This window comes from Vibrio sp. 10N.222.47.A9 (assembly GCF_963872585.1).
GTDB classification, from domain to species: Bacteria; Pseudomonadota; Gammaproteobacteria; order Enterobacterales; family Vibrionaceae; genus Vibrio; species Vibrio splendidus.
In genome coordinates this window covers 1-26,141 of sequence record NZ_CAWNBB010000057.1, presented here as the reverse complement: position 1 = coordinate 26,141, position 26,141 = coordinate 1, and the positions used below count along the sequence as shown (strand labels likewise).

The 26,141-nt window shown below is 43.3% G+C and carries 18 protein-coding genes; 12 read left to right on the top strand and 6 right to left on the bottom strand.

Going from position 1 to position 26,141, the window contains the following annotated elements:
- Positions 1-310 precede the first annotated feature (310 nt).
- The 5 genes from dinG (at position 311) to AACT19_RS18855 (ending at position 5,216) form a co-directional block, all read left to right on the top strand.
- A complete protein-coding gene (gene dinG / locus AACT19_RS18875) occupies positions 311-2,386 on the top strand; it encodes an ATP-dependent DNA helicase DinG (RefSeq protein ID WP_076648128.1) in 2,076 nt (691 codons plus the stop codon).
- Positions 2,387-2,514: 128 nt separating this feature from the next.
- Positions 2,515-3,294 carry a sulfite exporter TauE/SafE family protein gene (locus AACT19_RS18870; RefSeq protein ID WP_004736543.1) on the top strand — a complete coding sequence of 260 codons (780 nt, stop codon included), beginning with the start codon at positions 2,515-2,517 and terminating at the stop codon, positions 3,292-3,294.
- Positions 3,295-3,316: 22 nt separating this feature from the next.
- Positions 3,317-3,865 carry a primosomal replication protein gene (locus AACT19_RS18865; protein WP_029222036.1) on the top strand — a complete coding sequence of 183 codons (549 nt, stop codon included), beginning with the start codon at positions 3,317-3,319 and terminating at the stop codon, positions 3,863-3,865.
- Positions 3,855-4,025, top strand: a complete 171-nt coding sequence (rsmS, locus tag AACT19_RS18860; RefSeq protein ID WP_004736541.1) for a pleiotropic regulatory protein RsmS — start codon at positions 3,855-3,857, stop codon at positions 4,023-4,025. The genes AACT19_RS18865 and rsmS overlap by 11 nt, the downstream gene beginning before the upstream one ends.
- Before the next feature lie 57 nt (positions 4,026-4,082).
- A complete protein-coding gene (locus tag AACT19_RS18855) occupies positions 4,083-5,216 on the top strand; it encodes a ribosomal protein uL16 3-hydroxylase (protein WP_076648125.1) in 1,134 nt (377 codons plus the stop codon).
- Between the two features lie 159 nt (positions 5,217-5,375).
- Here the strand turns inward: AACT19_RS18855 and AACT19_RS18850 are convergent, their stop codons facing one another.
- A complete protein-coding gene (locus AACT19_RS18850; protein ID WP_017078152.1) occupies positions 5,376-7,493 on the bottom strand; it encodes a methyl-accepting chemotaxis protein in 2,118 nt (705 codons plus the stop codon).
- A gap of 499 nt (positions 7,494-7,992) precedes the next feature.
- On the opposite strand from AACT19_RS18850, the gene emrD reads away from it, so the two are divergent.
- The 3 genes from emrD to xthA all read left to right on the top strand — a co-directional run bounded on the left by emrD (position 7,993) and on the right by xthA (position 12,617).
- On the top strand, positions 7,993-9,198 hold the full coding sequence (gene emrD, locus AACT19_RS18845) for a multidrug efflux MFS transporter EmrD (RefSeq protein WP_076648122.1): 1,206 nt from the start codon (positions 7,993-7,995) through the stop codon (positions 9,196-9,198).
- 350 nt (positions 9,199-9,548) lie between these two features.
- Positions 9,549-11,639, top strand: a complete 2,091-nt coding sequence (locus AACT19_RS18840) for a S9 family peptidase (protein ID WP_076648119.1) — start codon at positions 9,549-9,551, stop codon at positions 11,637-11,639.
- 171 nt (positions 11,640-11,810) lie between these two features.
- The gene (xthA, locus tag AACT19_RS18835; protein ID WP_076648116.1) at positions 11,811-12,617 is read left to right on the top strand and encodes an exodeoxyribonuclease III; all 807 of its coding nucleotides are present in this window, start codon (positions 11,811-11,813) and stop codon (positions 12,615-12,617) included.
- A 123-nt stretch (positions 12,618-12,740) separates the two neighbouring features.
- On the opposite strand, the gene AACT19_RS18830 is transcribed toward xthA, so the two are convergent.
- From AACT19_RS18830 to AACT19_RS18810, 5 genes are all read right to left on the bottom strand, one after another.
- Complete coding sequence (locus AACT19_RS18830; RefSeq protein ID WP_076648113.1) at positions 12,741-15,593, bottom strand: ImpA family metalloprotease; 2,853 nt, start codon at positions 15,591-15,593, stop codon at positions 12,741-12,743.
- A 223-nt stretch (positions 15,594-15,816) separates the two neighbouring features.
- On the bottom strand, positions 15,817-16,494 hold the full coding sequence (locus tag AACT19_RS18825) for an ABC transporter permease (RefSeq protein WP_004736535.1): 678 nt from the start codon (positions 16,492-16,494) through the stop codon (positions 15,817-15,819).
- A 2-nt stretch (positions 16,495-16,496) separates the two neighbouring features.
- Positions 16,497-17,237 carry an ABC transporter permease gene (locus AACT19_RS18820; RefSeq protein ID WP_004736534.1) on the bottom strand — a complete coding sequence of 247 codons (741 nt, stop codon included), beginning with the start codon at positions 17,235-17,237 and terminating at the stop codon, positions 16,497-16,499.
- A 79-nt stretch (positions 17,238-17,316) separates the two neighbouring features.
- Complete coding sequence (locus AACT19_RS18815; protein WP_076648110.1) at positions 17,317-18,087, bottom strand: ABC transporter substrate-binding protein; 771 nt, start codon at positions 18,085-18,087, stop codon at positions 17,317-17,319.
- 136 nt (positions 18,088-18,223) lie between these two features.
- A complete protein-coding gene (locus AACT19_RS18810; protein ID WP_004736532.1) occupies positions 18,224-18,994 on the bottom strand; it encodes an ABC transporter ATP-binding protein in 771 nt (256 codons plus the stop codon).
- A gap of 790 nt (positions 18,995-19,784) precedes the next feature.
- On the opposite strand from AACT19_RS18810, the gene AACT19_RS18805 reads away from it, so the two are divergent.
- The 4 genes from AACT19_RS18805 to pflA all read left to right on the top strand — a co-directional run bounded on the left by AACT19_RS18805 (position 19,785) and on the right by pflA (position 26,017).
- Complete coding sequence (locus AACT19_RS18805) at positions 19,785-21,326, top strand: DUF3360 family protein (protein ID WP_004736531.1); 1,542 nt, start codon at positions 19,785-19,787, stop codon at positions 21,324-21,326.
- 307 nt (positions 21,327-21,633) lie between these two features.
- On the top strand, positions 21,634-23,910 hold the full coding sequence (pflB, locus tag AACT19_RS18800; protein WP_004736530.1) for a formate C-acetyltransferase: 2,277 nt from the start codon (positions 21,634-21,636) through the stop codon (positions 23,908-23,910).
- A 200-nt stretch (positions 23,911-24,110) separates the two neighbouring features.
- Complete coding sequence (locus AACT19_RS18795) at positions 24,111-25,112, top strand: lipid A deacylase LpxR family protein (protein WP_076648107.1); 1,002 nt, start codon at positions 24,111-24,113, stop codon at positions 25,110-25,112.
- Positions 25,113-25,276: 164 nt separating this feature from the next.
- Positions 25,277-26,017 (top strand): pyruvate formate lyase 1-activating protein, encoded by a 741-nt coding sequence (pflA, locus tag AACT19_RS18790; protein WP_004736528.1) that lies wholly within the window; start codon positions 25,277-25,279, stop codon positions 26,015-26,017.
- The last annotated feature ends 124 nt before the right edge of the window (positions 26,018-26,141 follow it).

The window sequence follows — 26,141 nt, the reverse complement described above, 5'->3', positions numbered from 1 at the left end:
TTTTTTTCATTGTTTTACGAGTAACTTATCCTTAGTTTTATCAGGAAATATAATAATATAAAAAAAGAACATAACAGCATTTAAAACCAGAAAAACCAATAAAAAAACAACAAATCAGAACTTAACACCTACAAGTCAGTCTTTTTTAATATTTATATTTCACAACATAAATAAAATCGTTAAGTTCCTGATGGTTCAGTTTTTTTTTGTGAACAAGATCTACCTTTGATTTAAAAGCAAGCTATTTCGCCGCAAATGTACCGACTAGTGATATGTGCTACTATCCTCGCTCCGTTATGTAGGTCACAGTATGCTAACCACTAAAATTCAAAAATCCATTCGCACCAGTTATCAAAACCTCCAAGATCAGTTGGACAACTTTGTACCTCGACGTGCTCAAAATTACCTAGTTGCAGAAATAGCTAAGACACTTTGTGGTCAATACCACAAAAGTAATCGCATGATTGTGGCTGAAGCGGGAACAGGAATCGGGAAATCACTCGCCTATCTCATGGCAACGATTCCTGTCGCTGTGCTAAATAATCGAAAAATCATCATTTCGACAGCTACGGTTGCCCTACAAGAACAACTCGTCAATAAAGATCTCCCTCTATATAGAAGACTTACTGATAGAGAGTTTTCTTTTATATTAGCGAAAGGAAGACAGCGTTATTGTTGCTCCGAGAAGTTAGCCGCAGCTTGTGGGCTTGATGGTGGACAAATGGCAATGTTCGAATCTAAGCCAAAGAAGAAAGATATCGACCAACTTCAAACCATGTATCGAAGCCTAACCCAAGGTAAATGGGATGGTGACCGTGATTCGTGGCCAAAGCCAATCGACAATATGATTTGGCTGATGATTGTCAGTGATAAGCATAGCTGTAACAACAGTATGCCTACACATAGAGACTGCCCTTTCCAAAAAGCTCGATCAGAGCTGGATAAAGCAGACGTGATTATCGCCAATCACAGTCTAGTGATGGCTGATGCCGACCTTGGTGGCGGCGTGATACTGCCCGAGCCAGAAAATAGCATCTATATATTTGACGAGGCTCACCACTTACCACACGTAGCGAGAGATCACTCCTCTGCGGCCGCAAGTTTAAAAGGAGCTGCATCGTGGTTGGAGCGTTTGAATCAATCCATCACTAAGCTTTCAGGCCTCGCCGACGAAAAGCGTGTTCATCGATTTAGAAATGAACTGCAAGACTCAGTGCAACAGCTAATCCCTACCCTGACTCAAATGAGCAAACAGTTTGATGCTAGCCACTTTGAAGACGGCTTGTATCGCTTCGAGCATGGCGACTTACCTGATTGGCTAGAGAATGAATCTAAAGATCTCAAGCAACTCACACAAAAGGCGAGCCAAGCCGTTGCGAAGATTGCAGACCTGATTGCAGAACGAGTTAAAGACGGAGAGCTTTCAGCAAAGCTTGCAGAGCCTGCACTTGCAGAAATTGGCTTCTATATACAAAGAACAGAAAACCTTGCTCAGGTTTGGCGCTTAATGGCTGAACCTAAGAGAGAGAAAGGAGCGCCTTTAGCGCGTTGGCTTGAACTGAATAAAGAAAGTGAAGGCGATTTCGTTGTGAATGTTTCGCCACTAGAGGTGGGTTGGCAACTGGACCAACAGATCTGGAGTCGTTGTGTTGGTGCAGTACTCGTCTCTGCGACAATGAGAGCACTCAACTCCTTCAACTTTTTCTGCCATCAAGCTGGTATCAGTCAAAAAGCCGAAGACGGTGTACAATTTCTTGCTTTGGCATCGCCGTTTGATTATCAGAACCAAGCTGAGCTGGTTGTTCCTGCAATGAAGTACGAACCACAAGCACCTCAGTTTACTGAATATCTTATTGAAATATTGCCTAAGGTAATAGAAGACAACAAAGCCAATCTCGTTTTATTCTCTTCTTACTGGCAAATGAATAAAGTTGCAGAAGCTTTGGCAACAGATTTCGTTAAAAAGTCGTGGGCATTGCAGGTTCAAGGTGATACTTCACGAACCGAAATCCTAAAAAAACATAAAAAGCTGATAGACCAAGGTAAAACCAGCGTCCTTTTTGGAACGGGTAGCTTTTCTGAAGGTCTTGATCTACCGGGTGAGCTACTTGAAAACCTCGTGATTACCAAGATTCCTTTTGGTGTTCCTACCTCTCCTGTAGAGCGAGCACATTCAGAATATATTGAATCACGCGGCGGTAATCCTTTTATGCAGATTACTGTTCCAGAAGCGAGTAAAAAGCTTATTCAATCTGTGGGTAGATTGCTGCGCAAAGAACGAGATTCTGGTAGAGTCACGATCCTTGATAGACGCATAGTCACGAAGCGATACGGGAAATCCCTACTCGATTCGCTACCGCCTTTTAAAAGAACAATAAAATACTAATTTTACTGCCCTCAAGGTAGTTATGGGCCTGTCATCGCTAGGCCCTTGCATTCACAACCCAACATGACTAATCCATTGATTATTCATGTGGCTGCCCTAACAGCCGATAACGAGAACACTAGCTATTTATGGAAATGATTGAGCCAACCATGTTGGTCATACTTGCCTTGGTTGCATTTGCAGCAGGCTTTATCGATGCTGTCGCCGGTGGCGGAGGGATGTTAACCGTCCCAGCTTTGCTATCGCTTGGTTTACCGCCACACATTGCACTTGGAACTAATAAGCTGGCCGCAACGTTTGCCTCATCAACTGCCGCTTTTACTTACTATCGAAAGAAACTGTTCAAACCTGAATGTTGGACCAATGCATTCATATCGACATTAATAGGTGCAACAATCGGCACCCTGACTGTTGATGCCATTAGTACAGAGTGGTTAGAGAAGGTATTGCCATTAGTTATTCTTGCCGCTGCTGTCTATACCATTTTTCATAAGACTCCGGATGTGAGCCATAATGTATCTCCTAAACCGTGTCCGGTACTTAAAAGAAAACAAAAGTACCAAGGATTCATTCTTGGCTTTTATGATGGTGTTGCAGGCCCAGGTACTGGCGCGTTTTGGACGGTGAGTTCTATGGCGCTTTATCGCTTAAATATCTTACTGGCTTCTGGTTTGTCTAAAGCGATGAACTTCACTAGCAACTTCACCTCTTTGGTGACCTTTGCGATTCTCGGTCATATTGATTGGGTTCTAGGTTTAACCATGGGGCTTTGTTTGATGGCTGGTGCATTTGTTGGAGCACATTCTGCTATTCGCTTTGGTGCTACATTTATACGACCTGTCTTTGTGACTGTTGTGAGTGTCCTTGCGATTAAACTGGCTTACGAAGCGTGGTTTGTAAACTTATAGCCACCAGCCAATGGGAAGCGAAATGAACCATTTTTCAAATCTTAAAAGTGTACTGGATACCTTAATTGGGCACAGTTCTCAGGTCGACAAAGCCCGTGGTGCTTATCATCAAGCCTTGTTTGACCGAACCTTATTTAAGTGCAGCTCTTCTATTTTAATGCCCTACGCACTTGAAACTCAAGCAACGTACAACACCATTATTCGTGAACAAAATACAAATCAACTGACCGCATCTCGGGCCAACTACCTGACGGAAAAGCTGACTAACCAGATAGCTGCAATCCAAAGGGAGCTCGCTAACCATGATTTACGCTTAGACAGAAAAAGTAAGTCAGGCAAGAATCTCAACGACCTATACAACGAACTCGCTCAGCACCAAGATTGGCAAAAACGACTGGTCGATTTAGTACGAGTACGAAAGTTAGCGTTTGATTCTGCGCCTCGCCACAGTAAGAAAAAAGCGGACGAGGCTTGGCAATTAGCAAAAGAACGATTAGAACGCTGTGAAGACTCAATGAAAAATATTGAGAGACTGATTAACTTAGAGAACCCTAAGCGAAATGAACACTGATAACACATCATCACCACTGGATAATGCGCCAGAAGAAGTTAAGTTAGCTGTCGACCTGATCTATCTGCTCGAAAGCAACGAAATCGACCCAAAAGTGGCGTTAGAAGCAATTAAGATTGTCCAACAAGATTTACAAGCCAAACTAGCATCTAGCATCTAGCATCTAGCATCTAGCATCTAGCATCTAGCATCTAGCATAAAAACATACAGGATTCACATGTACCAACTTAGCTTTTCTATGCCCGAATTTCTTGAAAACTACTGGCATAAAAAACCAACCATCTTAAAAGGTGGCTTCCAAAACTTCGTCGACCCAATTTCGCCGGAAGAACTTGCTGGTTTATCGATGGAAGAAGAAGTGGATTCTCGCTTTGTCTCTAACCTCGACAACCAATGGACTGCAGAACATGGTCCATTCTCCGAAGAGAAATTTGGCGAGCTAACTGAAACACATTGGCAATTGATCGTTCAAGCAGCGAACCACTGGCACCAAGGTGCAAATCAGCTGACAGAAGCGTTCCAAGCGTTACCAAACTGGTTATTCGACGACCTAATGATCTGCTACTCAGCACCAGAAGGTGGCGTTGGCCCCCATATTGATCAATACGATGTATTCATCATTCAAGGTCAAGGTAAACGCCAGTGGAAAGTCGGCGCGAAAGATGTTGGCCAATACAAAGAGACAGTCCAAGCTTCTGCACTTCGTCAAATAGAAGGCTTTGAGCCAATCATTGATGAAACTTTAGAGCCGGGCGATATCCTTTATATCCCACCGGGTTTCCCGCATGAAGGGAACACGTTAGAGCCGTCAATGAGCTACTCTATTGGCTATCGCTCCCCTAAAGAACAAGAGCTAATCAGCAACTTCGCCGATTTTGTACTTGCTCATGATATGGGTGACGTTCATCTTCACGATCCAGAATTCAAAACGCAAGAAGGCTACGGCAAAATTCGTTCATCGGATTTAAGCAATCTCACTGACATGTTGAAATCTGCACTAGAGCAACCTGAAACCATCAGCGAATTCATGGGATGTTTGCTAAGCCAATCACGCCACCAGCTTGATATCGTCGCTCCTGAGCCATTATGGACAGAAGAAGAGATCGCTCAGCACTTGGAGTCAGAAGGCGAGATTTGTCGAGTATCGGGCTTAAAAGCGCTCTACCATGAGAATGAAAGCAACACGGCTTACATCAATGGTGAAGTGGTCAAGGTTGAAGAAGCGGATTCATCGCTACTAAATGTACTGTGTGATGACTCGGTGATTAACTCAGCAACCACTTTGACTCCTTCAGGCGTCACTGTCGTGACTGAATTGGTAAACAAAGGTTACTGGTTTATCGAAGACTAACCTTGGTTAATCGGTTTCGATGAATATCACCGAGCCCTAGAACCTGATAGCCTTAGAAAAACAGAAAAGGGACAAATGAAATCTTCATTTGTCCCTTTTTCGATTCAACCGTTAGCTAAACTTAAATAGCCAAACCGTGAACAACTAGACTTTCAACTACTAGACCTTGAATTGATTCACCAATTTCTGTTGCTGTTGAGATAGTTGCTCGATTTCGCTACCCACTTGTTCAGAAGCTGCAGCTTGTTCCAAAATCTTCGCACTTAAGTCGCGAATGTTAACCACACTTTGATTCACTTCACCGGAAACCGATTGCTGCTCTTCTGCTGCTCTCACGATCTGGCTATTCATATCGCTGATCTCTTCAATTGAAGTGAAAATCGAACCAAGATCTTCAACTGCATTTTGAACATGTAACGCAGTATCGTTGGCTAAGATATTACCTTCTTGTATCGCTTCGACAACATCTTGAGTTCCCGCATGAACCTTGTCGATCACCGCTCTGATTTCACCAACCGATGATTGCGTACGACTTGCTAAGTTTCTTACCTCATCAGCTACAACAGCAAAACCTCGTCCTTGCTCACCCGCCCTCGCCGCTTCAATCGCCGCATTCAATGCTAGTAAGTTGGTTTGCTCAGAGATCCCTTCAATAACACTTAAGATTTCGGTGATGTTACCGTTATTTTTAGCTAACTCTTCAACAATAGGAACAGCGCTCGACATACGCTCCACCAGCTTTCTCATTTCTCCAGCTGAGAGTTCGATGACTTGTTGCCCTTGTCGAGCAGAACGGTTCGCTTCACAAGCAGCATCAACTGCAACTTCTGCATTTTGTACCACTAAGCCAGCAGTCTGAGTCATCTCTTCTGCGGCTGTTGCCACTAGATCGACTTCTTTAAATTGAGATTCACTGCTTTCACGTGTACTTGATGCTGATGCCTTAGCTTGGCTTGTCGTACTCGCTACTTGCTCAGTGGTTTGAATCACTTCTTTAATCGTGTGCTGAAGCTTATCTAAGAACAGGTTAAACCCTTGTGATAGCTGACCAATTTCGTCTTGAGATTTCACTTCCAAACGCTGAGTCAAATCACCTTCACCAGAAGCGATATCATTGAGCCTTTCGACTACCTGTCGGATAGGCTTAACAATAGACAATGAAGAAAACGCGATAATAGCTAAACCAAAAAGAATAAAGATGACGCCTGCAATCACTTCCGTTTGGATGCCTTCGCTTACTTTAGTACTAATGATTGAATCCAATCGGTTAGCATCGGCAACCACACTCTCTCGCGGGATCTCAAACAGCACGCCCCAAGTTTGGTTTGCCGCGGTAACAGGAGCAAATGCGAGTAACCACTCACCATTCTCACTCCATTGAGTCGTCACTTCACCACCGAAAATAAAGTCAGTCATTAAATCACTGTTGGTATTGTCACTTTGAAAGACCGAGCCGACTGCAATACTTGAGTCATCTGAAGCAATAACCGAACCGTCTAGGCTGACAACATAAACGGCACCAGCGCCATCAAATAAGCTTTGATCTGATTGCGTGACCACACTGGTCAAGCCATCTAACCTTAGGTCAATACCCAAGAAGCCAATAGCAACATCATCAACTAAGATAGGTACTGAAATTGAAGAGGTAAGTAATGCAGTACCACCGCTGTTCACGACTCGTGGAGTACTTATACACGTTTGCCCTGAAGACAAAGGACAATAAAAGCGTTCGCTATTGCTATCATCGCTCAAGATAGGTTCTGACAGAACGTTCGCTAGAACATTTTCGCCGTTATCCGCCACCTTCCAATAAGGAGCAAAACGACCTTTTTCATTAGATCCAACATAGTCCGCATCGACATAATTCGCATCTTCACCATCAAGTAAATCAGGTTGGAAAACTAAATATGCACCTTGAATAGAATCAAAGTTCAAAACTGAGCGACGAACCATTTCATCTAACGCAGTACGAAGCTCTTCACTTGGGGTAAAGTTTTCATCCGCATTGTTCTTTAGAAACTGAGCACTGGCTGCTAACATTTCTGCGCGGTAAACCGCTTCGTCTACATAGCGTTGGGTTTCTTGAGCATTAAGCTGAGAAACAGACGCCAGCAACTGCTGAGTTTTATTGATAACTGATTCTGAGCTTTGAGATTTGATGACTTGTTGGTTACTGGTCGCGTTATAGATTGAAAAACCAATAAGAGACAGTGAAGTAATGATTAGACAGCAGCCTGCAAGCAGGGTGATTTTCCACTGTACCGATAGTGAGCGCATTTAATATCCTTATTTAAGCCAAAAGACTTCCATAACCGTAACTACCACATTGAGATGAATTGAAGAGCACAATGTAAATAAGTTTGACGAATAGCTTAGCGGATAATTACAGCACAAATTGCTTACATATAAAACGAAAGTTTACATAAATGTTAATAGGCCGTGTCTTTTGCCTTTTTTCTGTGATTTCAACTAAATGTATTCACGCCATCATGGGCCATGTAACTATTGAACTAACACTTTAGGCATAACCATAGCATCGAAATTTCTAGGAAAAACATTCCCCCTTTTGATCTTTGAGAACACAGTAACTTCGGATTAGTTTTAATAATCCAAACTATAGATTTTTATCTTGATCAACTTCACATTTTTTGATTGCTAACTCGGCATTCAAGATCTAATATCTCGCGCCTAGATTCCCTGAACACTTTATTCATTTGGCTCTCCTCAAAGGAGCGCTAAGGCTTTTTACGTCTTTATTTTTTGGAGAGATACGCAAATGTCCGCCTCGTTTCCATTAGCGAAACTTACCTTTTTAATCGCTATTCTGACTGCCGTAGGTCAAATGACTCAAACGATGTACGTGCCTTCTATCGGTCATATGTCAGGTGAGTTCTTGGTTTCGGCGTCTTCACTCCAAGCAGTGATGGCGTGTTACTTGATCCCTTATGGTCTGTCGCAATTTGTCTACGGTCCACTTTCTGATCGCCTAGGTCGTAAACCGATCATCGTGATTGGTTTGATCATCTACATCATCGGCACTCTGGTGGCATTGTTCGCTCACGAGTATGAATGGTTCTTAGCGGGTAGCTTTATCCAAGGTTTGGGTATCGGTTGTGGCGGTGCGATGTCTCGTACATTGACTCGCGACTGTTTTGAAGGCGCAGAACTGCACCGTGCAAACAGCTTAATTAGCATGTGTGTGATTTTCTCACCATTGATGGCTCCTGTATTGGGTGGTTACCTAACAGAAGCTTTCGGCTGGCGTTCTAGCTACTTGTTCCTTGCGCTGTTTGGTATCGCCGTTGTGATTACCATGATGACGAGCATGATGGAAACACTACCGAAAGAACGACGCAAGCATGAATCAGTTGCCAACAGCTACAAATTCGTTCTGTCTGACAAACGTTTCCAAGGTTTCTTATTGGTATTAGTCGCAACCTTTGCTGGTGTAGCCGTATTTGAAGCAGCGGCAGGTGTGTTGCTTGGCGGCGTACTTGGCTTACCTGCAACCACAGTAAGCTTGTTGTTTGTCTTACCCATTCCAGGTTACTTAATCGGTGCAGGCCTATCTAGTTACATCGCACAACGTCGCAGTGAGCGCCGTGTACTGAATGTTGGTCTAGTTGCTATCTTGGTAGGCTCAACAGTGGTATTGATACCGGGTCTATTCGGTCAAACAACAGCATTAACTTTGATTGGCGGTGCAACGATTTACTTCTTAGGCGCTGGTATCTTATTTCCAGCAGCAACAACGGGAGCGCTTTCGCCATTCCCATTCCACGCAGGTACAGGGGGCGCGATCCTCGGTGGTATGCAAAATCTAGGTGCTGGCATCGCAACACTATTGGCATCGTTCTTCCCTGCTCAAGACCAACTGCCACTCGGTTGCTTGATGATTGCAATGTCATTCATCGCCATGCTTGGTTTACGTTGGGTTAATCGTAAACCTGACCATTCAAACGAAATGCCATTAACTATCTAAAGTAAAACTCGAACCCAGCCCAAACAACGAAGAGGGACATACTGAAAAGTGTGTCCCTTTTTTGTTTCGCATTTATTCCTTCCACTCTCACGTATCAGCAATTTCATTTAACATTACTTTGATTTTTTGAAAACAATAACAGACACTTACGCTGAAAGTGCATATCCAGAATCCAATTATAAATAACATCACTGGAAGAACACCAACGTACCTAGACTCTCACAACAAAGGATGCTGGCATTAAAACGAGTAAGGTGCACACTAAGGATATACAGATGCGTATCGCTTTAACCACATTAGCCGTATCGGTCGCGCTTGTCGCCGGATGCAGCAATCAAGGAATAACAACCATGAACCACTACTCTCCATCGCAACTTGTCGCCCAGCAAACACAAGCTCCTGTTGCTAAGAAAGTCCCTCATGCAATGACGATTCATGGTGATACCCGAATCGACGATTACTACTGGATGCGCGATGATGAACGCCAAGACCCAGAGATTTTGAAACAACTTGAGCAAGAGAATCAGTACGCAGATACGGTGCTTAAACATACAGAAGCGGCACAAAAACAATTATTTGAAGAGATCAAAGGGCGAATCGAAAAAGACGACAATTCAGTACCGGTTCGCAAAGGCAGCTACTTCTATTCGAATGAAGTCACAGGTGACAACGAATACCCCGTTCACTTACGTGCAAAAGACTTTGCAGGCGCAGACAAGCAAATCATTTTAGACGTTAACGCACTGGCAAAAGAACATGAATTCTTCAGTGTTGGTGGCTTGACGATCAGTCCAAACGAAAACTTGTTGGCCTATGGCGAAGATACGCTTAGCCGCCGAATCTACACCATCAAGATTAAAGACCTCACGACAGGTGAATATCTGAAAGATGAAATTGAAGGTGCCTCGAGTGCAATTGCATGGCAAAACGACAACCAAGCCTTCTACTACATCAAGAAAGATCCACAAACATTGCTGGGTTACCAAGTTTTACGACATGTATTGGGCACATCTCAGACAAACGATGAGCTAATCTACGAAGAAACCGACAGCGCTTACTACACCTCTTTGAGTAAAAGCAAAGATGGTGAACAGGTCTACATTTGGCACTCGAGCACTGAAACCAGTGGTGTTTCGATCATTGATGCCAACAACCCAAACGCGAAAGCAGAACCTTTCTACCCACGAGAAGCTGGCATCGAGTACAGCATCGCTAAGCTAGATGATTGGTATTACATCGACACCAACTACCAAGCCATCAACTTCCGTTTAATGAAAGTAAACACAGCAGACATGCATGACCGTTCAAAATGGGTCGATGTCATCCCAGCAGACGACGACACTCAACTTGTCGATTTCGAACTGTTTGATGACCATCTTGTTTACGAACAACGTGCGAATGGCTTGTCTACCGTGAAAGTTCGTCAACTCTCAACAGGCAACGAGTTCCCACTTGAATTTAACGACACCGCATTTGCCGCTTACCTAACGAGTAACTATGAATTAGATAACTCAAAAGTTCGTGTCTATTACAGCAGCTTAACTACGCCAGGTACTTACTATGATTTCGATCTAAATACAGGTGAATCTGAGCTAATGAAGCAGACACCCGTATTAGGTGATTTCGAAGCGGATAACTACCAATCAGAGCGAATCATGGTAACGGCTAGCGATGGTAAGCAAGTTCCTGTCTCTTTGGTTTATCGTAAAGATTTATTCAAGAAAGACGGCACCAACCCTATCTACCAATATGGCTATGGCTCTTACGGCCACACAATCGAACCAACCTTTGGATCGGCTCGCCTCAGCTTACTTGATCGCGGATTCGTTTATGCTATCGCACATATCCGTGGTTCAGAAATGCTTGGTCGCCCTTGGTATGAAGATGGCAAGAAACTGACCAAACAAAACACGTTCAACGACTTTATTGATGTCACTAAAGGGCTTGTTGAAGAAGGTTATGGTGCTAAAGATAAAGTATTTGCGGTAGGCGGCTCAGCGGGCGGTCTATTGATGGGCGCAATCATCAACCAAGCACCAGAACTGTACCGTGGTATTGGTGCACATGTTCCGTTTGTAGACGTGGTGACGACTATGCTTGATGAATCGATTCCTCTCACCACCAACGAGTATGACGAATGGGGCAACCCCAACGATAAAACCTACTACGATTACATGCTAGGTTACTCGCCATATGACAATGTGAAAGTTCAAAGCTACCCGAACATGTTAGTAACAACAGGCCTGCATGACTCACAAGTACAGTACTTTGAACCAATGAAGTGGGTGGCAAAACTGCGTGAAATGAAAACAGACAATAATGTGTTGTTGTTCAAAACCGACATGGAAGCTGGTCATGGCGGGGCTTCCGGTCGATTTAAACGATTAAAAGAAGACGCACTTGAATACGCGTTCTTTTTAGACTTGCTAAAAACTCAGTAGGCTCAGCGTAACTGTAGGTATTCACACCATTTAACGTCGCCATTTAGTCTTTATAAAGTGGCGACAGAAATTATTAAGCATGGTTAAATACGATGAACCATGAAATCCACCAAATCAACAAACCCTTGATAAACAAGCAAGCACAAGGGTTTACGAGAGGTATAAAAAAAAATGAAAGTCATTAGCTTCAACATAAATGGCCTTAGAGCCCGTCTTCACCAACTGCAAGCTATTATCGATAAGCACCAACCCGACGTGATTGGTCTTCAAGAGATAAAAGTGCACGATGAAGCCTTCCCATTAGCCGATGTTGAAGCAATGGGTTACAAAGTCTACTTCCATGGTCAAAAGGCGCACTACGGTGTGGCTATGCTTTGTAAGCAAGAACCAATTTCTGTACAGAAAGGCTTTCCTACAGACAATGAAGACCATCAAAAGCGCATGATCATGGCGACGTTTGAAGATGAAAATGGTGAAAAGGTTACTGTACTAAATGGTTACTTCCCTCAAGGGGATAACATTAAGCATGAAACCAAATACCCGTATAAGCGTGAGTTCTACAAAGACTTAATGACGTACCTGAACAATTACCACAACAAAGATGAACAAGTGATCGTAATGGGCGACATTAATATCAGCCCTACCGATATTGATATCGGTATTGGTGAACCTAATGCGAAACGTTGGTTGAAAACAGGTAAGTGTTCTTTCCAACCAGAAGAGCGCGAATGGTTGAAAATACTGATGGACTGGGGTTTTGTGGACAGCTTCCGTTTACTACACCCTGAAGTGAGCGATCAATACTCGTGGTTTGATTACCGCTCAAAAGGCTTCGTAGACAACCGTGGTCTGCGTATTGATGTGGTCCTCGCAACTCAAAAGCTTGCTGACAAATGTACTGAAGCCGGTATCGACTACGAACTGCGTGGCATCGAAAAACCGTCAGATCACGCTCCGATTTGGTCGACGTTTAAATAGTTATTTTTAGGTAACAAAACTTAGCCAGATCAAGCAGCAAACAAATAGTGCTCACAACGCTGATCAGAAGCTAATAAGGAAAGAGAGGAGATAATATCCCCTCTCTTTTTTATATCGTATGGTCTAGTTCAGCGGCCAAGCAGTCGTGCCATCAACATCCAGCGCTGCCTTGGCAAACTCGTCTAAACAATACCCTTGATTAGATGATGCAAAATATGTCAAAGGCATGTTACTTAGACTAAGAGCCGTGACTTGTTGCTTCGCTTTATCACTGAAACTGAACCCCCACATGTCTAAGTATTGCGTCATATTCCGTTCTGCAACGTAACTCAATGCGATAAGCAACCAATCATTGTTTGTAATATCTACCGCTTCTTGTCTCGTATAATCTGAAAAACCAATCGAGCCTTTTCGATCGTTCCAAAGTTCATCACCGCCTTTCAAGCGATTAAACTCTCTCTCAATCAAGTGCAAGCGCCCTAATAAATGCCAACCCGAATTCAATACACCCTGCTGCTCTGCAAGCATCATCATTTGAATGTAGATACGAGCTCCCCAACTCCAACCAGTTTGATTTTGAGCCGCCATAAAAGCATTTGGATCAGGTTGAGTCCGGCTCTGCTGTAAAAGCCGATACTGCCCTTTAAAATCTAAGCCTTGGCAAGAAGATACCTTTCCGGTGTCTTTGTAGTATTTTGATTTGCTAAAATACGAATAGTAGTTGGTTGTTGAATGACCATCCCATCCAGAAAATCTGAAACGACCTCTCTCTAAGCCATGCCCTAACTCATGAAGATCACCATGCCCTAACGGGTGAAAAGACCAGTAAGCATCGTAAGGATTTCCTGAACAGCCGTAACCACAGTTCGCTTGATCGGCATTCATGTGCTTCACGATATCAATGTTCGCGATTTCCCAGCCCTTTGCCTCACCGTATTGATGTACTTCAGTAATTTCATCAATCCCAGGACCTCTAAAACCTGCAAGCGCATGAGGAAAGTTATGTACATAACGCTCAGTGGCGAGTGCCATATCATGCGGCTGCGCCCAATCTGAGGCACCGATAGACTCTTTCATCTTGTCTAGTTTAGAATGGACTTCGAACCCAGGTGTAACCAACTCGGCCCAATCAAACTTTCCTTCTTCAAGCTGGGCGACAAAACTGTCGTTGTCGGCTTCACTTCGCCAAACAGGGTGTTGAGCAACATTATCAAAACGCAGTTCAACATCAATATCATTGGTATCAAAATGAACCTGTAATGTTCCGCCATAGGCAGAAGTCAGATAAATCGTCTCTCCTGTTTTCACGGGATAGGTTACTGAGGTCAAAAACTTCGGCCTAGCATAGCCGTCATCGCCCGAAAATTCGTGAGTCGCGCCACTACGTAGGGTATTAAATGCTATCGATGTCGCCACCTCATTACTGTCCAAACGAGTCACTTTGATTGTCTTACCCGGCAAAGCATAAACACCAGCCGCACGAAAGTTTCTCTTAGACTCTAAGGAAATAAGCTTGGTGACCAACGGTACATTATCAAAACTCTTAGAGCTGAAATTACCTAAGCTTGGTTGCGCTGCATTATACAAACGGCTGTTGTATGTGGCGTAATCACTATAGTAAGAATGGAGAAACTCGATTCTCTCAGTTACGCCTTTACCCATCGGGTATTGAACATCTTGGCGATAACGATCAGCGAGTAACAGCAACAACTTTTCATATTCGTAATCATCGGTTGCAAACAGATCAATTTTTTTGCTATCAAGAGTCGTTAGGTGTGAACGAATACTGTTCGCAGCGGCATAGAACTCTTCATTCATGTTGGAATCGTCAGGACAAGATTTGTCATCACACGAATTCAGATCGACGGTGAAGCTGTTGTCTTTCAATCGCTGTAAAAGCGCTTGTTGTTGAACAATATTATCCGGCATTCGATCTATCAGCTGTGTAGAATCCCAGTTCGATAAACCGAGCTTACGCCAATAGTTGTCGCCAACGTAAGTCATGTGCATTTCTGAAAATAGCGCGTTACCTAAGTCCGTCATGCCGCCATCAAGGTGTAGATATAACACTGGTATATTTTTATTAAACGCCAAGCGTAAACCCGTAATCACATCTTCAATGTCATCACCATCATTCAGCTTTTGAGACAAAACCAGTAAATCAGGGTTATTGTTTTCAATGCATTGACTCAACTTACCGCCATCACAAGTATTGTCGGCATTAATAACCATTGAAGGATTGATATTGCTAGTCAACCAGTTGCGTGTAGCTTGGTCGTCAGGAAAATAATGAGATTGATCGAGCTGAGCTAATACGACATTGTGTGGTGAATCATTATCAGCAGCCCACTTAACCAAGTTTTCTAGCCAAATATCCATCTCTTCGTTGACAGAATCTGGAAAGCGTTGCTTAGTTCGAAACGGGTTACTTGCCAATGCTGCATAGCGACTGTTATCTGACGTATAACCCGCGATACCAATGACAAGCTCTTGGTCGGAATACCCATCTTGCATCGCTTTATTGGTTTGCAAGATGACATCGTTAAAACCATAAGTTGGTAAGATAATTGCCGCATCATGTGTTGGATCCCAATGAAGATTGCGTAAAGGCTCACCATCAGAGTTTTGTGATAGAGCTTGCTTAATGTGGTTGTAGTTCGAGTTGTATTCAGTAACTAACGCTTGGCTTGCATCAATGAATTCATTGGAGTCTGCTACATAAGAAGCGTCACCTGTGGACAACGCCTTTTGAACAGCAGTTTGTGGAACCGGAGTGATACCAGGCTCGCCACTTCCGCCGCCTTCATTACCTCCTCCAGAACCTCCAGAACCTCCAGAACCTCCAGAACCTCCAGAACCTCCAGAACCTCCAGAACCAGTTTGGGCACTTTCACCGCCACTACCACCTCCACATCCTAAAAGTGATAACGCGATAACACAAACAACCAAATTCGACAGTAAGTTACTCTTTTTCATCATCATTCCATACAACAACAAAATTTCGATGAGTCTATCTATCGCCAAACCTAAAGCAATCAATCTCATGAATGCGTGAGTTTAATTTGAAGCAAGGTAACTATTTCGTTGGGATGTAGCTTCTCGAAAGTTCGTGGAATTCAAAATCACACGACTTGTTTAATGCTATTAAAAACGGCGCTATAGAAGCGCCGTTTTTTTAACTATGATTTGTAACGTGTGATTAGCTAAGTGGTCTTAAGTAAGCTAAGAAACGTTTCTCTGCGAATTTGAAAATCGCAATGATGATAAACGTTAACCCCATGTAGAACAGGCCTGCTGTTAGGAACGATTCAAATGGTGCGTAGTAACGTGAGTTAACCAAACGGGCAGCACCCGTTAGATCCATAATGGTTACGATACCTGCTACCGCTGAGCCATGAAGCATAAAGATAACCTCATTACTGTAAGCCGGTAATGCTCGACGTAAAGCACTTGGAAGAATGATGCGGCGGTATGTCTTGGGTGTGCTCATACCATAAGCTTTTGCTGCTTCAACCTCACCTTTAGGCAAGCCGTTGATAGCACCACGAATGATTTCTGCTGTGTATGCCGATGTGTTAAGAATGAATGCCACCAAAGCACAAAACCATGCATTCTCCCATAGTGTATCTTTTACCGGGAAGAACTGATCCATTCCATAGTAAATCAGGTACAACTGCACCAATAATGGCGTACCACGGAAGAAATAGATGAACGACCAAGCAGGAGCGTTAATCAGCATATTTGGGCTGTTACGAGCGATAGCTAATGGTATTGCTACACATAAGCCAATGATCAAAGCGACGCAAACCATCCAAGCCGTTGTCCATAAACCACTAAGGTAAATCGGCAGGCTTTCAATTATCAATGAAAAGTCCATAACTACCTCGCGTGGATACTGAATTTACGTTCAACCAACTTAAGCAAGCCCGTCGAAACACTGGTGAAGAATAGGAAAATAAGTGCCACTGTCATATAAAAGGTAAATGGCATTTTGGTTGAGCCTGCAGCCAACGCGCTAACACGTACCATGTCTTCTAGGCCGATAATCGAAACCAACGCGGTGGTCTTTAGTAGAACCAACCAGTTGTTACCAAAACCCGGCAGTGCGTGACGAATCATTTGAGGTAATAAAATACGGCGGAACGCTAAAACGGGCCCCATGCCGTAGGCCTTTGCCGCTTCCATCTCACCGCTGTCGACAGCCATGATTGCACCACGGAAAGTTTCAGCCATGTAAGCGCCAAAGATGAAGCCAATGGTTAAGACACCAGCAATAAATGGGCTGACATCAATATAATCTGGTAAGTAAGCGGTCCACTCGTGGTTAGGATCACTTGATGTGAACCACTCATTGAGCCACTCATTGATGGAATACAAACTGTTATTTAAAAGGATTTGTCCACCAAAGAAAATCAGCATCATCAATACGAGATCGGGGATGCCTCGAATGACGGTTGTGTAGAGGGTTGCAATTGCACGAGCCCAGCGATAAGGCGCAAGTTTTGCTAAGGCACCTAGCATACCAAGAACCATAGCTAAAATTAGCGACAGCAAGGCAACTTCGATTGTAAGCACCGCCCCTTTCAGGATCGAAGCTTCATATCCTTGTAAATCAAACATAATGAATTCCAACAGAACTGCGAAAAAGTTGGTAAGACAGGGAGAGGAGAACCTCTCCCTTAAGAATTGACGCTAGATATTACTGACCGTATACGTCGTAGTTGAAGTATTTAGCCGCGATATCTTGGTAGATGCCTTTTTCACGTAGTGAAAGGATTGCCGCATCTAATTGCTTAGTCAGATCTTTGTCTTGCTTACGTAGAGCAATACCAAAACCATCGCCGAACCATTTAGGATCGGTTAATGATGGACCAACAAACTCGTAGTCTTCACCACCCGCTTTGTTTAGTACGCCTTCTTCTAGAGCCGATGCATCACCCAGTACAGCAGCAACACGACCGTTAGCTAGATCAAGGTAAGCTTCATCGAATGAACCGTAACGAACGATTTCTACTGTGTCGCCGTAGTTGTCTGTTAGGTACTTATCGTGCGTTGTTGCACGTTGAACGGCGATCTTTTTACCACTTAGATCATCAAAATTAAGGTCGGCACCTTTCTTAGCGATGAAATTGTTTGGGATAAGTGCGTATTTACCAGTGAAGTCGATCTTTTTCTTACGCTCTTCCGTGATAGACATTGCCGCGATGATTGCATCATATTTACGAGCAAGTAGAGAAGGAATAATACCATCCCAATCTTGTGCAACGATCTTACACTGCACCTGCATTTCGGTACAAAGCGCGTTAGCCATATCAACATCGAAGCCTTTTAGTGAACCGTCAGCTTCTGTCCAGCTAAATGGAGGATAAGCACCTTCAATACCGAAACGTACTGTTTTCCATTCTTTTGCTTGAGCTACGCCCGTTGCAGCAGTTGCAGCAAGTGCCGCGACTAATAACCACTTTTTCATATCCCTACTCCTGTGATTTAGGTTTTTATGTTTTGCTAATTTTAATATTTTGTTTGTTGTTGCTTATTAACTTACTTGTTGTGTTTTATTGTTCATACCGTCGCCATTTTCCTTAGCGGCGGTATTTCAATTCTGATTAGTAAATCGATGAGATAAATTGTTGTAAACGCTCAGATTCAGGTTCCGTAAACAGTTTAGCTGGATCGCCCTGTTCTTCCACTAGACCTTGATGCAAGAACATCACATGATTTGATACGTCGCGGGCGAAAGCCATTTCGTGTGTTACCACAAGCATGGTTCTGCCCTCTTCTGCTAGATCGCGCATTACACCAAGCACTTCGCCTACTAACTCAGGGTCTAATGCCGATGTTGGTTCATCAAACAGCATAACTTCAGGATCAACCGCTAGCGCTCGCGCAATAGCAGCACGCTGTTGTTGTCCGCCAGACAAATGACCTGGGTAGTAATCTTTACGCTCATACAGACCGACTTTCTTCAGTAGTAACTCTGCATTTTCAATCGCTTGTGCTTTAGGTACACCTAGGACGTGAACAGGCGCTTCGATAACATTTTCGAGAACGGTCAGGTGAGACCACAGATTGAAACCCTGAAAAACCATCGCTAGGCGAGAACGGATTCGCTGTACTTGTTTTTCATTGGCAGGAACTGAAACACCTTGGCGGTTGTTTTTCATTTGAATTAATTCGCCATTAACCCAAATCTCGCCGGCGGTAGGTGTCTCTAAAAGGTTGATACATCTAAGGAAAGTACTTTTACCAGACCCAGAAGATCCAATAATCGAGACTACATCGCCTTTATGCGCAGAAAGTGAAATTCCCTTTAAAACTTCATTTTGACCAAACGTTTTGTGTAGATCCTTTATGTCCAGCGCTGGTACATCTTTCATGCGCTTTCTCTCCCAAGTTTGTGAAAATGCAAGGTACTCCGACCTTTTCATGCGATACAAACTAGCACCACACGGAATAACATGCAACAAATTATTAACCTAATAATTTGGAATAAATAGCGATTCACTCTGACTTATTATGCAAAAGGTAGCGTTTTCACCTCAATTTAATGAATGAGTTCTATCAATAAGTCGTAATTACCACTCTTACATTGTTTAAATAAAGTTAATCAATATGAGATTCTCGTAGCCTGATAGCTCACAAGAAAAACACGTTTTGTGAACTTAGAAACATCGCTGTCGAAAACATGCAACCAGAGCATTCAGCACATCCCCTCCATCAATCACTGTTCTGTTTGAAGTCATTACATGGTAAGTATTTCAAGAGGAATGGATGACAATCGAATAATAGTGAAATAACTCAGTTGGCGTTGAGAATTCAGCTAATGCCATAACGGGAGAGGCTCAAAGAAGATTGGAAAACGTCAGTTTGTGAAAACAAATTACACTTTTTATCAACGGTACGTTAATGAATAGCTGCGTTTTGTAGCTTTCTTTCACATACACTCATAAAGTGATCAAGATCAATCACCCTAAAGGGTAAGCTTGTTAGACTCCTCAATACAAAATAAGGCATTAAAAATGCCAAACATTTCTTTTAACTTAGCTGCATAAAGCACATCAAAACCGTGCAACATAATGTTAATAAGTTATAACTAAGAAATAACGCAATTACGCGAACTTATTTAATTCAATTTTAGAATTACTAACATAAAAATATGAGGAATCTATGTCAGACGTTGTGAATAATGCGAACTCTGAAGTAGAAGAGAAAAGCTATAAAGAGCTACACCGCCCTTCTTCGGAATTTGAGAGCCGCTCAGATTATCTAGATCACGAACTTCAAATCATGAAGCCTCGCCGCTTCGGTTTAAATCTTCCAGGCCGTGATTTCCGTTTTGAACTTGAAGACCTTGTTCCTGCACTTGCTGGTACCATCGGTATCATCGCGATGTACTCAGCAGTAATGATGTCTTGGGCTGATGGCCTAACTCAAGCTTGGGATCACGTAAACCTAGGTAAAGACTTCGCAATCGAAGTTGCTCGTGTAGAAATGCTGATTCCTGCACTGCTGTTCTGTATTCTTGCTTCTGGTTTCTTCAACCCTAAAGCAAACCTTGCCGGTAACCACGGCCCAATGATTCCTCTTATTGGTACCATCGCTCTCGCTGGTGCTCACCCTCTTGCATTGGCAATCCTTATCGGTGTCTTCGGTCTAATCCTAAGTTTCCTAAAAGGCGGCTCCAAGCTGGTTAACCTGACTTCCGAAGGTACCGCTGGCGGCTTGCTCATTTTCTTAGGCCTAACAGGCACCATGAGCCAAATTAACTCGATTCAAGAATGGGCGGTTGGTCTTCAATCTTCTACTGTTGAAGCGGGCAGCATGGGTTACGTTGGTTTGATCGTTCTTGCTATTACGATTGCTATCTACGCTTTCTTAGCAAAAGTGAACAAGCGTTGGTTGGCTATCCCAGTTTGTGCATTCACAGGCCTTGCTATTGCATTAGCACTAGGTGCTGGTTTCGATATCGTATTCGAAACTGAAATGGGCATTCCAAACCTAAACCCAGTTTACTGGTGGGGTTCTACTTCTGAAGGTTGGATGCTTGGCTTGCCAAACGTTGAACACTTCATTGCTTCTCTACCATTCGCAATTCTTGCTGTAGCAATGTGGTCGCCAGATTTCCTAGGTCACCGTATCTTCCAAGAACTGAACTACCCTAAACGTTCTGAAAAAGTTCTGATGGATGTTGATGACACAATGACTATGTGTTCAGTTCGTCAAATGGTGGGTACTGCAGTTGGTGGTGGTAACATCACATCTTCTTGGGGTACTTACATGATCCCAGCAGCAATCGCGAAACGTCCAATTCCTGGCGGCGCAATCTTGCTTGGTTCTCTGTGTATTATTGTTGCGATTCTTGGTTTCCCAATGGACGTAGCTGTATGGCCACCAGTGATGCGTGTTGCGCTGCTTGTAGGTGTATCTCTGCCTCTACTTGAAGCGGGTATGCAAATGGTTAAGGATTCAAAAGATTCTCAAGCAGCGGGTATCTGTATCTTCGGCTCAGCGGTTGTTAACCCAGTATTAGCATGGGCACTGACTATGCTTCTAGATAATAACGGTCTAATTGGTGATAAAGAGCGTGCGAAGCGTCTATCATTTGTAGACAAGATTGTTATCCCAGTTGGCGTTTTAGTTATCTGTTTAGTAGCAATGCTTGCAGTTGGTATGCTAGAAAGTCAATATGGCCTAAAAGCTTGGCTATAATGGTTCTAACTACACAAAAGTAGTATTGGGATTAAAAAAAAGTTTGGGTGGCAACCCCTGCCACCCATTTTTTTTCAACTTTTTTTGGCATTTATTGATTTAGTTTAAGGTTTACAGAAATTTTTTAGCGTAGTCTTGAATACATAGAGTAAAGACAACATATAAAAGGTAGTGACAATATATATAACCATATGATGCGAATATGCTCATATATATTGTTATTAATAAGAGTGTACTACCCTTACGAGGGGCGCTGGCTCAACAGTGTTAATGTACGTATTTTTTCTACTAAAAAGGTAGGTATGTCATGGCAGAGCAATTTGCTAAAGCTTGGGAAGATTTTGCTGCAGGTGAGTGGCAAAGCGAAGTAAACGTTCGTGATTTCATTCAAAAGAACTACACGCCGTATGAAGGCGACGAGTCTTTCCTAGTTTCTGAGGGTACTGAAGCAACTAACAAGCTTTGGTCTTCGGTAATGGAAGGTATCAAACAGGAAAACGCAACTAAAGCACCTGTAGATTTCGATACTTCTGTTATCTCTACCATTACTGCTCACGATGCAGGTTACATTGAGAAAGATCTTGAGACTATCGTTGGTCTACAAACTGAGAAGCCACTAAAACGTGCAATCATCCCTAACGGTGGTGTACGTATGGTTGAAGGTTCTTGTAAAGCATACGGTGAAACTCTTGACCCAATGGTTTCAAAAATCTACTCAGAATACCGCAAAACACACAATGCTGGTGTTTTCGATATCTACACTCCTGATATCCTAAAATGTCGTAAGTCTGGTGTTCTGACTGGTCTTCCTGATGCTTACGGCCGTGGTCGTATCATTGGTGACTACCGTCGTGTTGCACTATACGGTATCAACTTCCTAATGAAAGACAAAGCGGCTCAATTCGCATCTCTACAAGAGCGTTTCGAGAACGGCGAAGATCTTTCTGCAACAATGCAATTGCGTGAAGAGATCTCTGAGCAACATCGTGCTCTAGGTCAAATCAAGCAAATGGCTGAGAAATACGGTTTCGATATCTCTGAGCCAGCTCAAACTGCTCAAGAAGCTATCCAGTGGACTTACTTCGGCTACCTAGCTGCTGTTAAGTCTCAAAACGGTGCTGCAATGTCTCTAGGTCGTACTTCGACTTTCCTAGACATCTACATCGAGCGTGATATCGCTGCTGGCAAAATCACAGAAGACCAAGCACAAGAGATGATCGACCACTTCGTAATGAAGCTGCGTATGGTTCGTTTCCTACGTACTCCTGAGTACGATGAGCTATTCTCTGGCGACCCAATCTGGGCTACAGAGTCTATGGGTGGTATGGGTGTCGATGGTCGTACGCTAGTAACGCGTTCGAACTTCCGTTTCCTTAACTCTCTATACACTATGGGTCCTTCTCCAGAGCCAAACATCACGGTTCTTTGGTCTGAGCAACTGCCTGACGGCTTCAAACGTTTCTGTGCGAAGGTATCTATCGATACTTCTTCTATCCAGTACGAAAATGATGACCTAATGCGTCCTGATCTTGGTTCTGATGATTACGCAATCGCTTGTTGTGTATCACCAATGATCGTTGGTAAGCAAATGCAGTTCTTCGGCGCTCGTGCTAACCTTGCAAAAACTATGCTTTACGCAATCAACGGCGGCGTTGATGAGAAGCTTAAGATGCAAGTTGGCCCAGTTGGCGACAAGATCACTGACGAAGTACTTAACTACGATGACGTAATGGGTCGCCTAGACACATTCATGGATTGGTTAGCTAAGCAATACGTGACAGCTCTAAACAGCATTCACTTCATGCACGACAAGTACAGCTACGAAGCGTCTCTAATGGCTCTTCATGACCGTGACGTTCGTCGTACTATGGCTTGTGGTATTGCTGGTCTGTCTGTTGCTGCTGACTCACTGTCTGCAATCAAATTCGCGACTGTTAAACCAATCCGCGACGAAGATGGCATCGCAACTGACTTCGAAATCGAAGGCGATTACCCTAAATACGGTAACAACGACTCTCGTGTAGATGACATTGCTTGTGAACTAGTTTCTACGTTCATGAACAAGATCCGTAAGCTTAAGACTTACCGTGATTCAATCCCTACACAGTCAGTTCTTACTATCACGTCTAACGTGGTATACGGTAAGAAGACAGGTAACACTCCAGACGGTCGTCGTGCTGGCGCTCCTTTCGCTCCTGGTGCTAACCCAATGCACGGTCGAGATGAGAAAGGCGCTGTAGCTTCACTAACGTCTGTAGGTAAACTACCGTTTGCTGATGCTCAAGATGGTATCTCTTACACTTTCTCTATCGTGCCAAACGCGCTAGGTAAAGAACAAGACAGCCAACGTGCTAACCTTGCAGGCCTAATGGATGGTTACTTCCACCACGAAGCTGGCATTGAAGGTGGTCAACACCTTAACGTTAACGTTCTTAACCGCGAAACTCTTGAAGACGCAGTTAAGCACCCTGAGAAATACCCTCAGTTAACGATTCGTGTTTCTGGTTACGCTGTACGCTTCAACTCTCTAACTACAGAGCAGCAAGCTGACGTAATCGCACGTACATTTACTGAGTCTCTATAAGCTCACGCTAAATAGACGGTAAATATTATTAGCCTCGCTAATGTGCGGGGCTTTTTTATATCTGCTGTAAATCGCACTGAACTCACCTACCTCCCAAAATGTTAGGTTGAGCAAGAAAGCACCCAATCATTCACTTTTTTTCCACAAATTCACTTAAATTACGGTAATATCTCTGTTCATAATTTAAGAGTAACTGCTCCATGAAATACCTGCGTTGTTTACCCCTGATTCTTCTCTCTTTCTCATCTTTAGCCTCTGAGCGTTCTACGCTGACTTTTGCTTTAGACAATGATGGTATTTTTGGTGTCGACCAAGACTATACCAACGGCTTATTTCTGGGTTACACATCATCAAGTATTACGCCATATAATTGGGTAAAACCATTGAGTCTTTCCTACTGGGGCGCAAGCTCTCTAGACAAATGGGAAATCACCATTGGCCATAAGATGTATACGCCTTCTGACATTGAGTTAGAAACGCCATCGGCTAATGACCGCCCATACGCAGGTTACCTTCACACCGAATTCAACTACATCAGCTTGAACCCACAGCAAGCCCAACGTTTTAATATCACGTTTGGTACTACGGGCGAACGTGCACTGTCTGAAGATGCTCAAAAGCTGGTTCACTCGATCACAAAATCAGATGAGCCGATGGGTTGGGAATATCAAGTTGATGATGAGTGGGCGGGAAGCGTTGGTTACCTAAGCCATTTCAACTTAATGCGTAATCAAGCACTAGCAAATACAGACTTCGAGATCTCTAACGTTTCTGAAATCAACGTCGGTAACTTTAGAAGTGATATCTCGACTGGTTTTATGTTTCGTTGGGGTACGGACTTAGGCGGTAACTTTGGTGCAGCTAACATCACCACAGAAAACCCATTCAAACCGGGCATGATCGGCGCATCAAACACAGGTTGGTTTACCTATGCAGGCCTTGAAGGTCGTTACCGATTCAACGATCTGACTATCGAAGGCGATCGTTCTGGTGTTGATGAATACGCTAACAAAAACAATGAAGATCCCGCTATCTACGATGTAACTTTAGAAAACATTCAAGCTACTGCTGTGCTGGGTGTGGCATGGTATAACCAATACGTTGGTGCCTCTTTCGCGCTAACCGCAAAAACCCCTGATTACGAAGAAGCAAAAGAGTCGGTTTATACCACTGGTGGTATCACAATGTTTGCTTTCTTCTAGCCACCAGTAAGGGCTTTTGTCCTTTACTTTTCAAGTTTAATAAAGGCAATCATCTTCACCGGTGATTGCCTTTATTTTTAAAGGTCTCGTTACCATTTGACCCTATTTTATGTACCGTTTTTGTAATAAAATAAACGGTATAAATTCCTCTACGAGAATAGCTCATGTCTACAACTGGTCGCATTCACTCATTCGAATCTTGTGGTACTGTCGATGGCCCTGGTATCCGCTTCATTGTGTTTCTTCAAGGCTGCTTAATGCGTTGTATGTACTGCCATAACCGCGATACATGGGATCTTCATGACGGAAAGGAAGTAACGGTCGAAGAGATCATCAACGAAGCAAAATCATACCGTCATTTCATGAAAGCATCGGGCGGTGGTATCACCTGTTCTGGTGGTGAAGCGATGCTACAACCTGAGTTTGTTCGTGACTTTTTCCAAGCGGCGCAAGCTGAAGGAATTCACACTTGTCTTGATACTAATGGCTACATTCGTAAGCACACTGAAGTGGTCGATGAAGTACTAGAAGCCTCTGATCTAGTGATGCTGGATCTTAAACATATGCGAGATGAGATACACCACGATTTCATTGGCGTATCAAACAGACGTACTCTGGATTTTGCACGCTACCTGCACAAAATCGGTAAGAAGACGTGGATTCGTTACGTGATAGTTCCTGGCTACACGGATACGCCTGAAGATGCTCATCTTCTTGGTGAATTCATTAAAGACATGGATAACATCGAGAAAATAGAACTGCTTCCATACCACAAGCTTGGTGCTCATAAATGGGAAGCGCTTGGTTATGACTACCCTCTTGAAGGTACAAATCCGCCAAGCAAAGAGAAAATGGACGAGATTGTTGCTGTTCTAAGCCAGTACCATTCAAACGTAAAGTACTAATACTGCTAAAGTTCGAATAAAGACGGTGCTCAACCTCTATTTAAACGCCTCAATTTCGATTGGGGCGTTTTCTTTTATGGCTAAAATAATCCTTTCACTTTTCTTTATACCAATTCCATTAAAT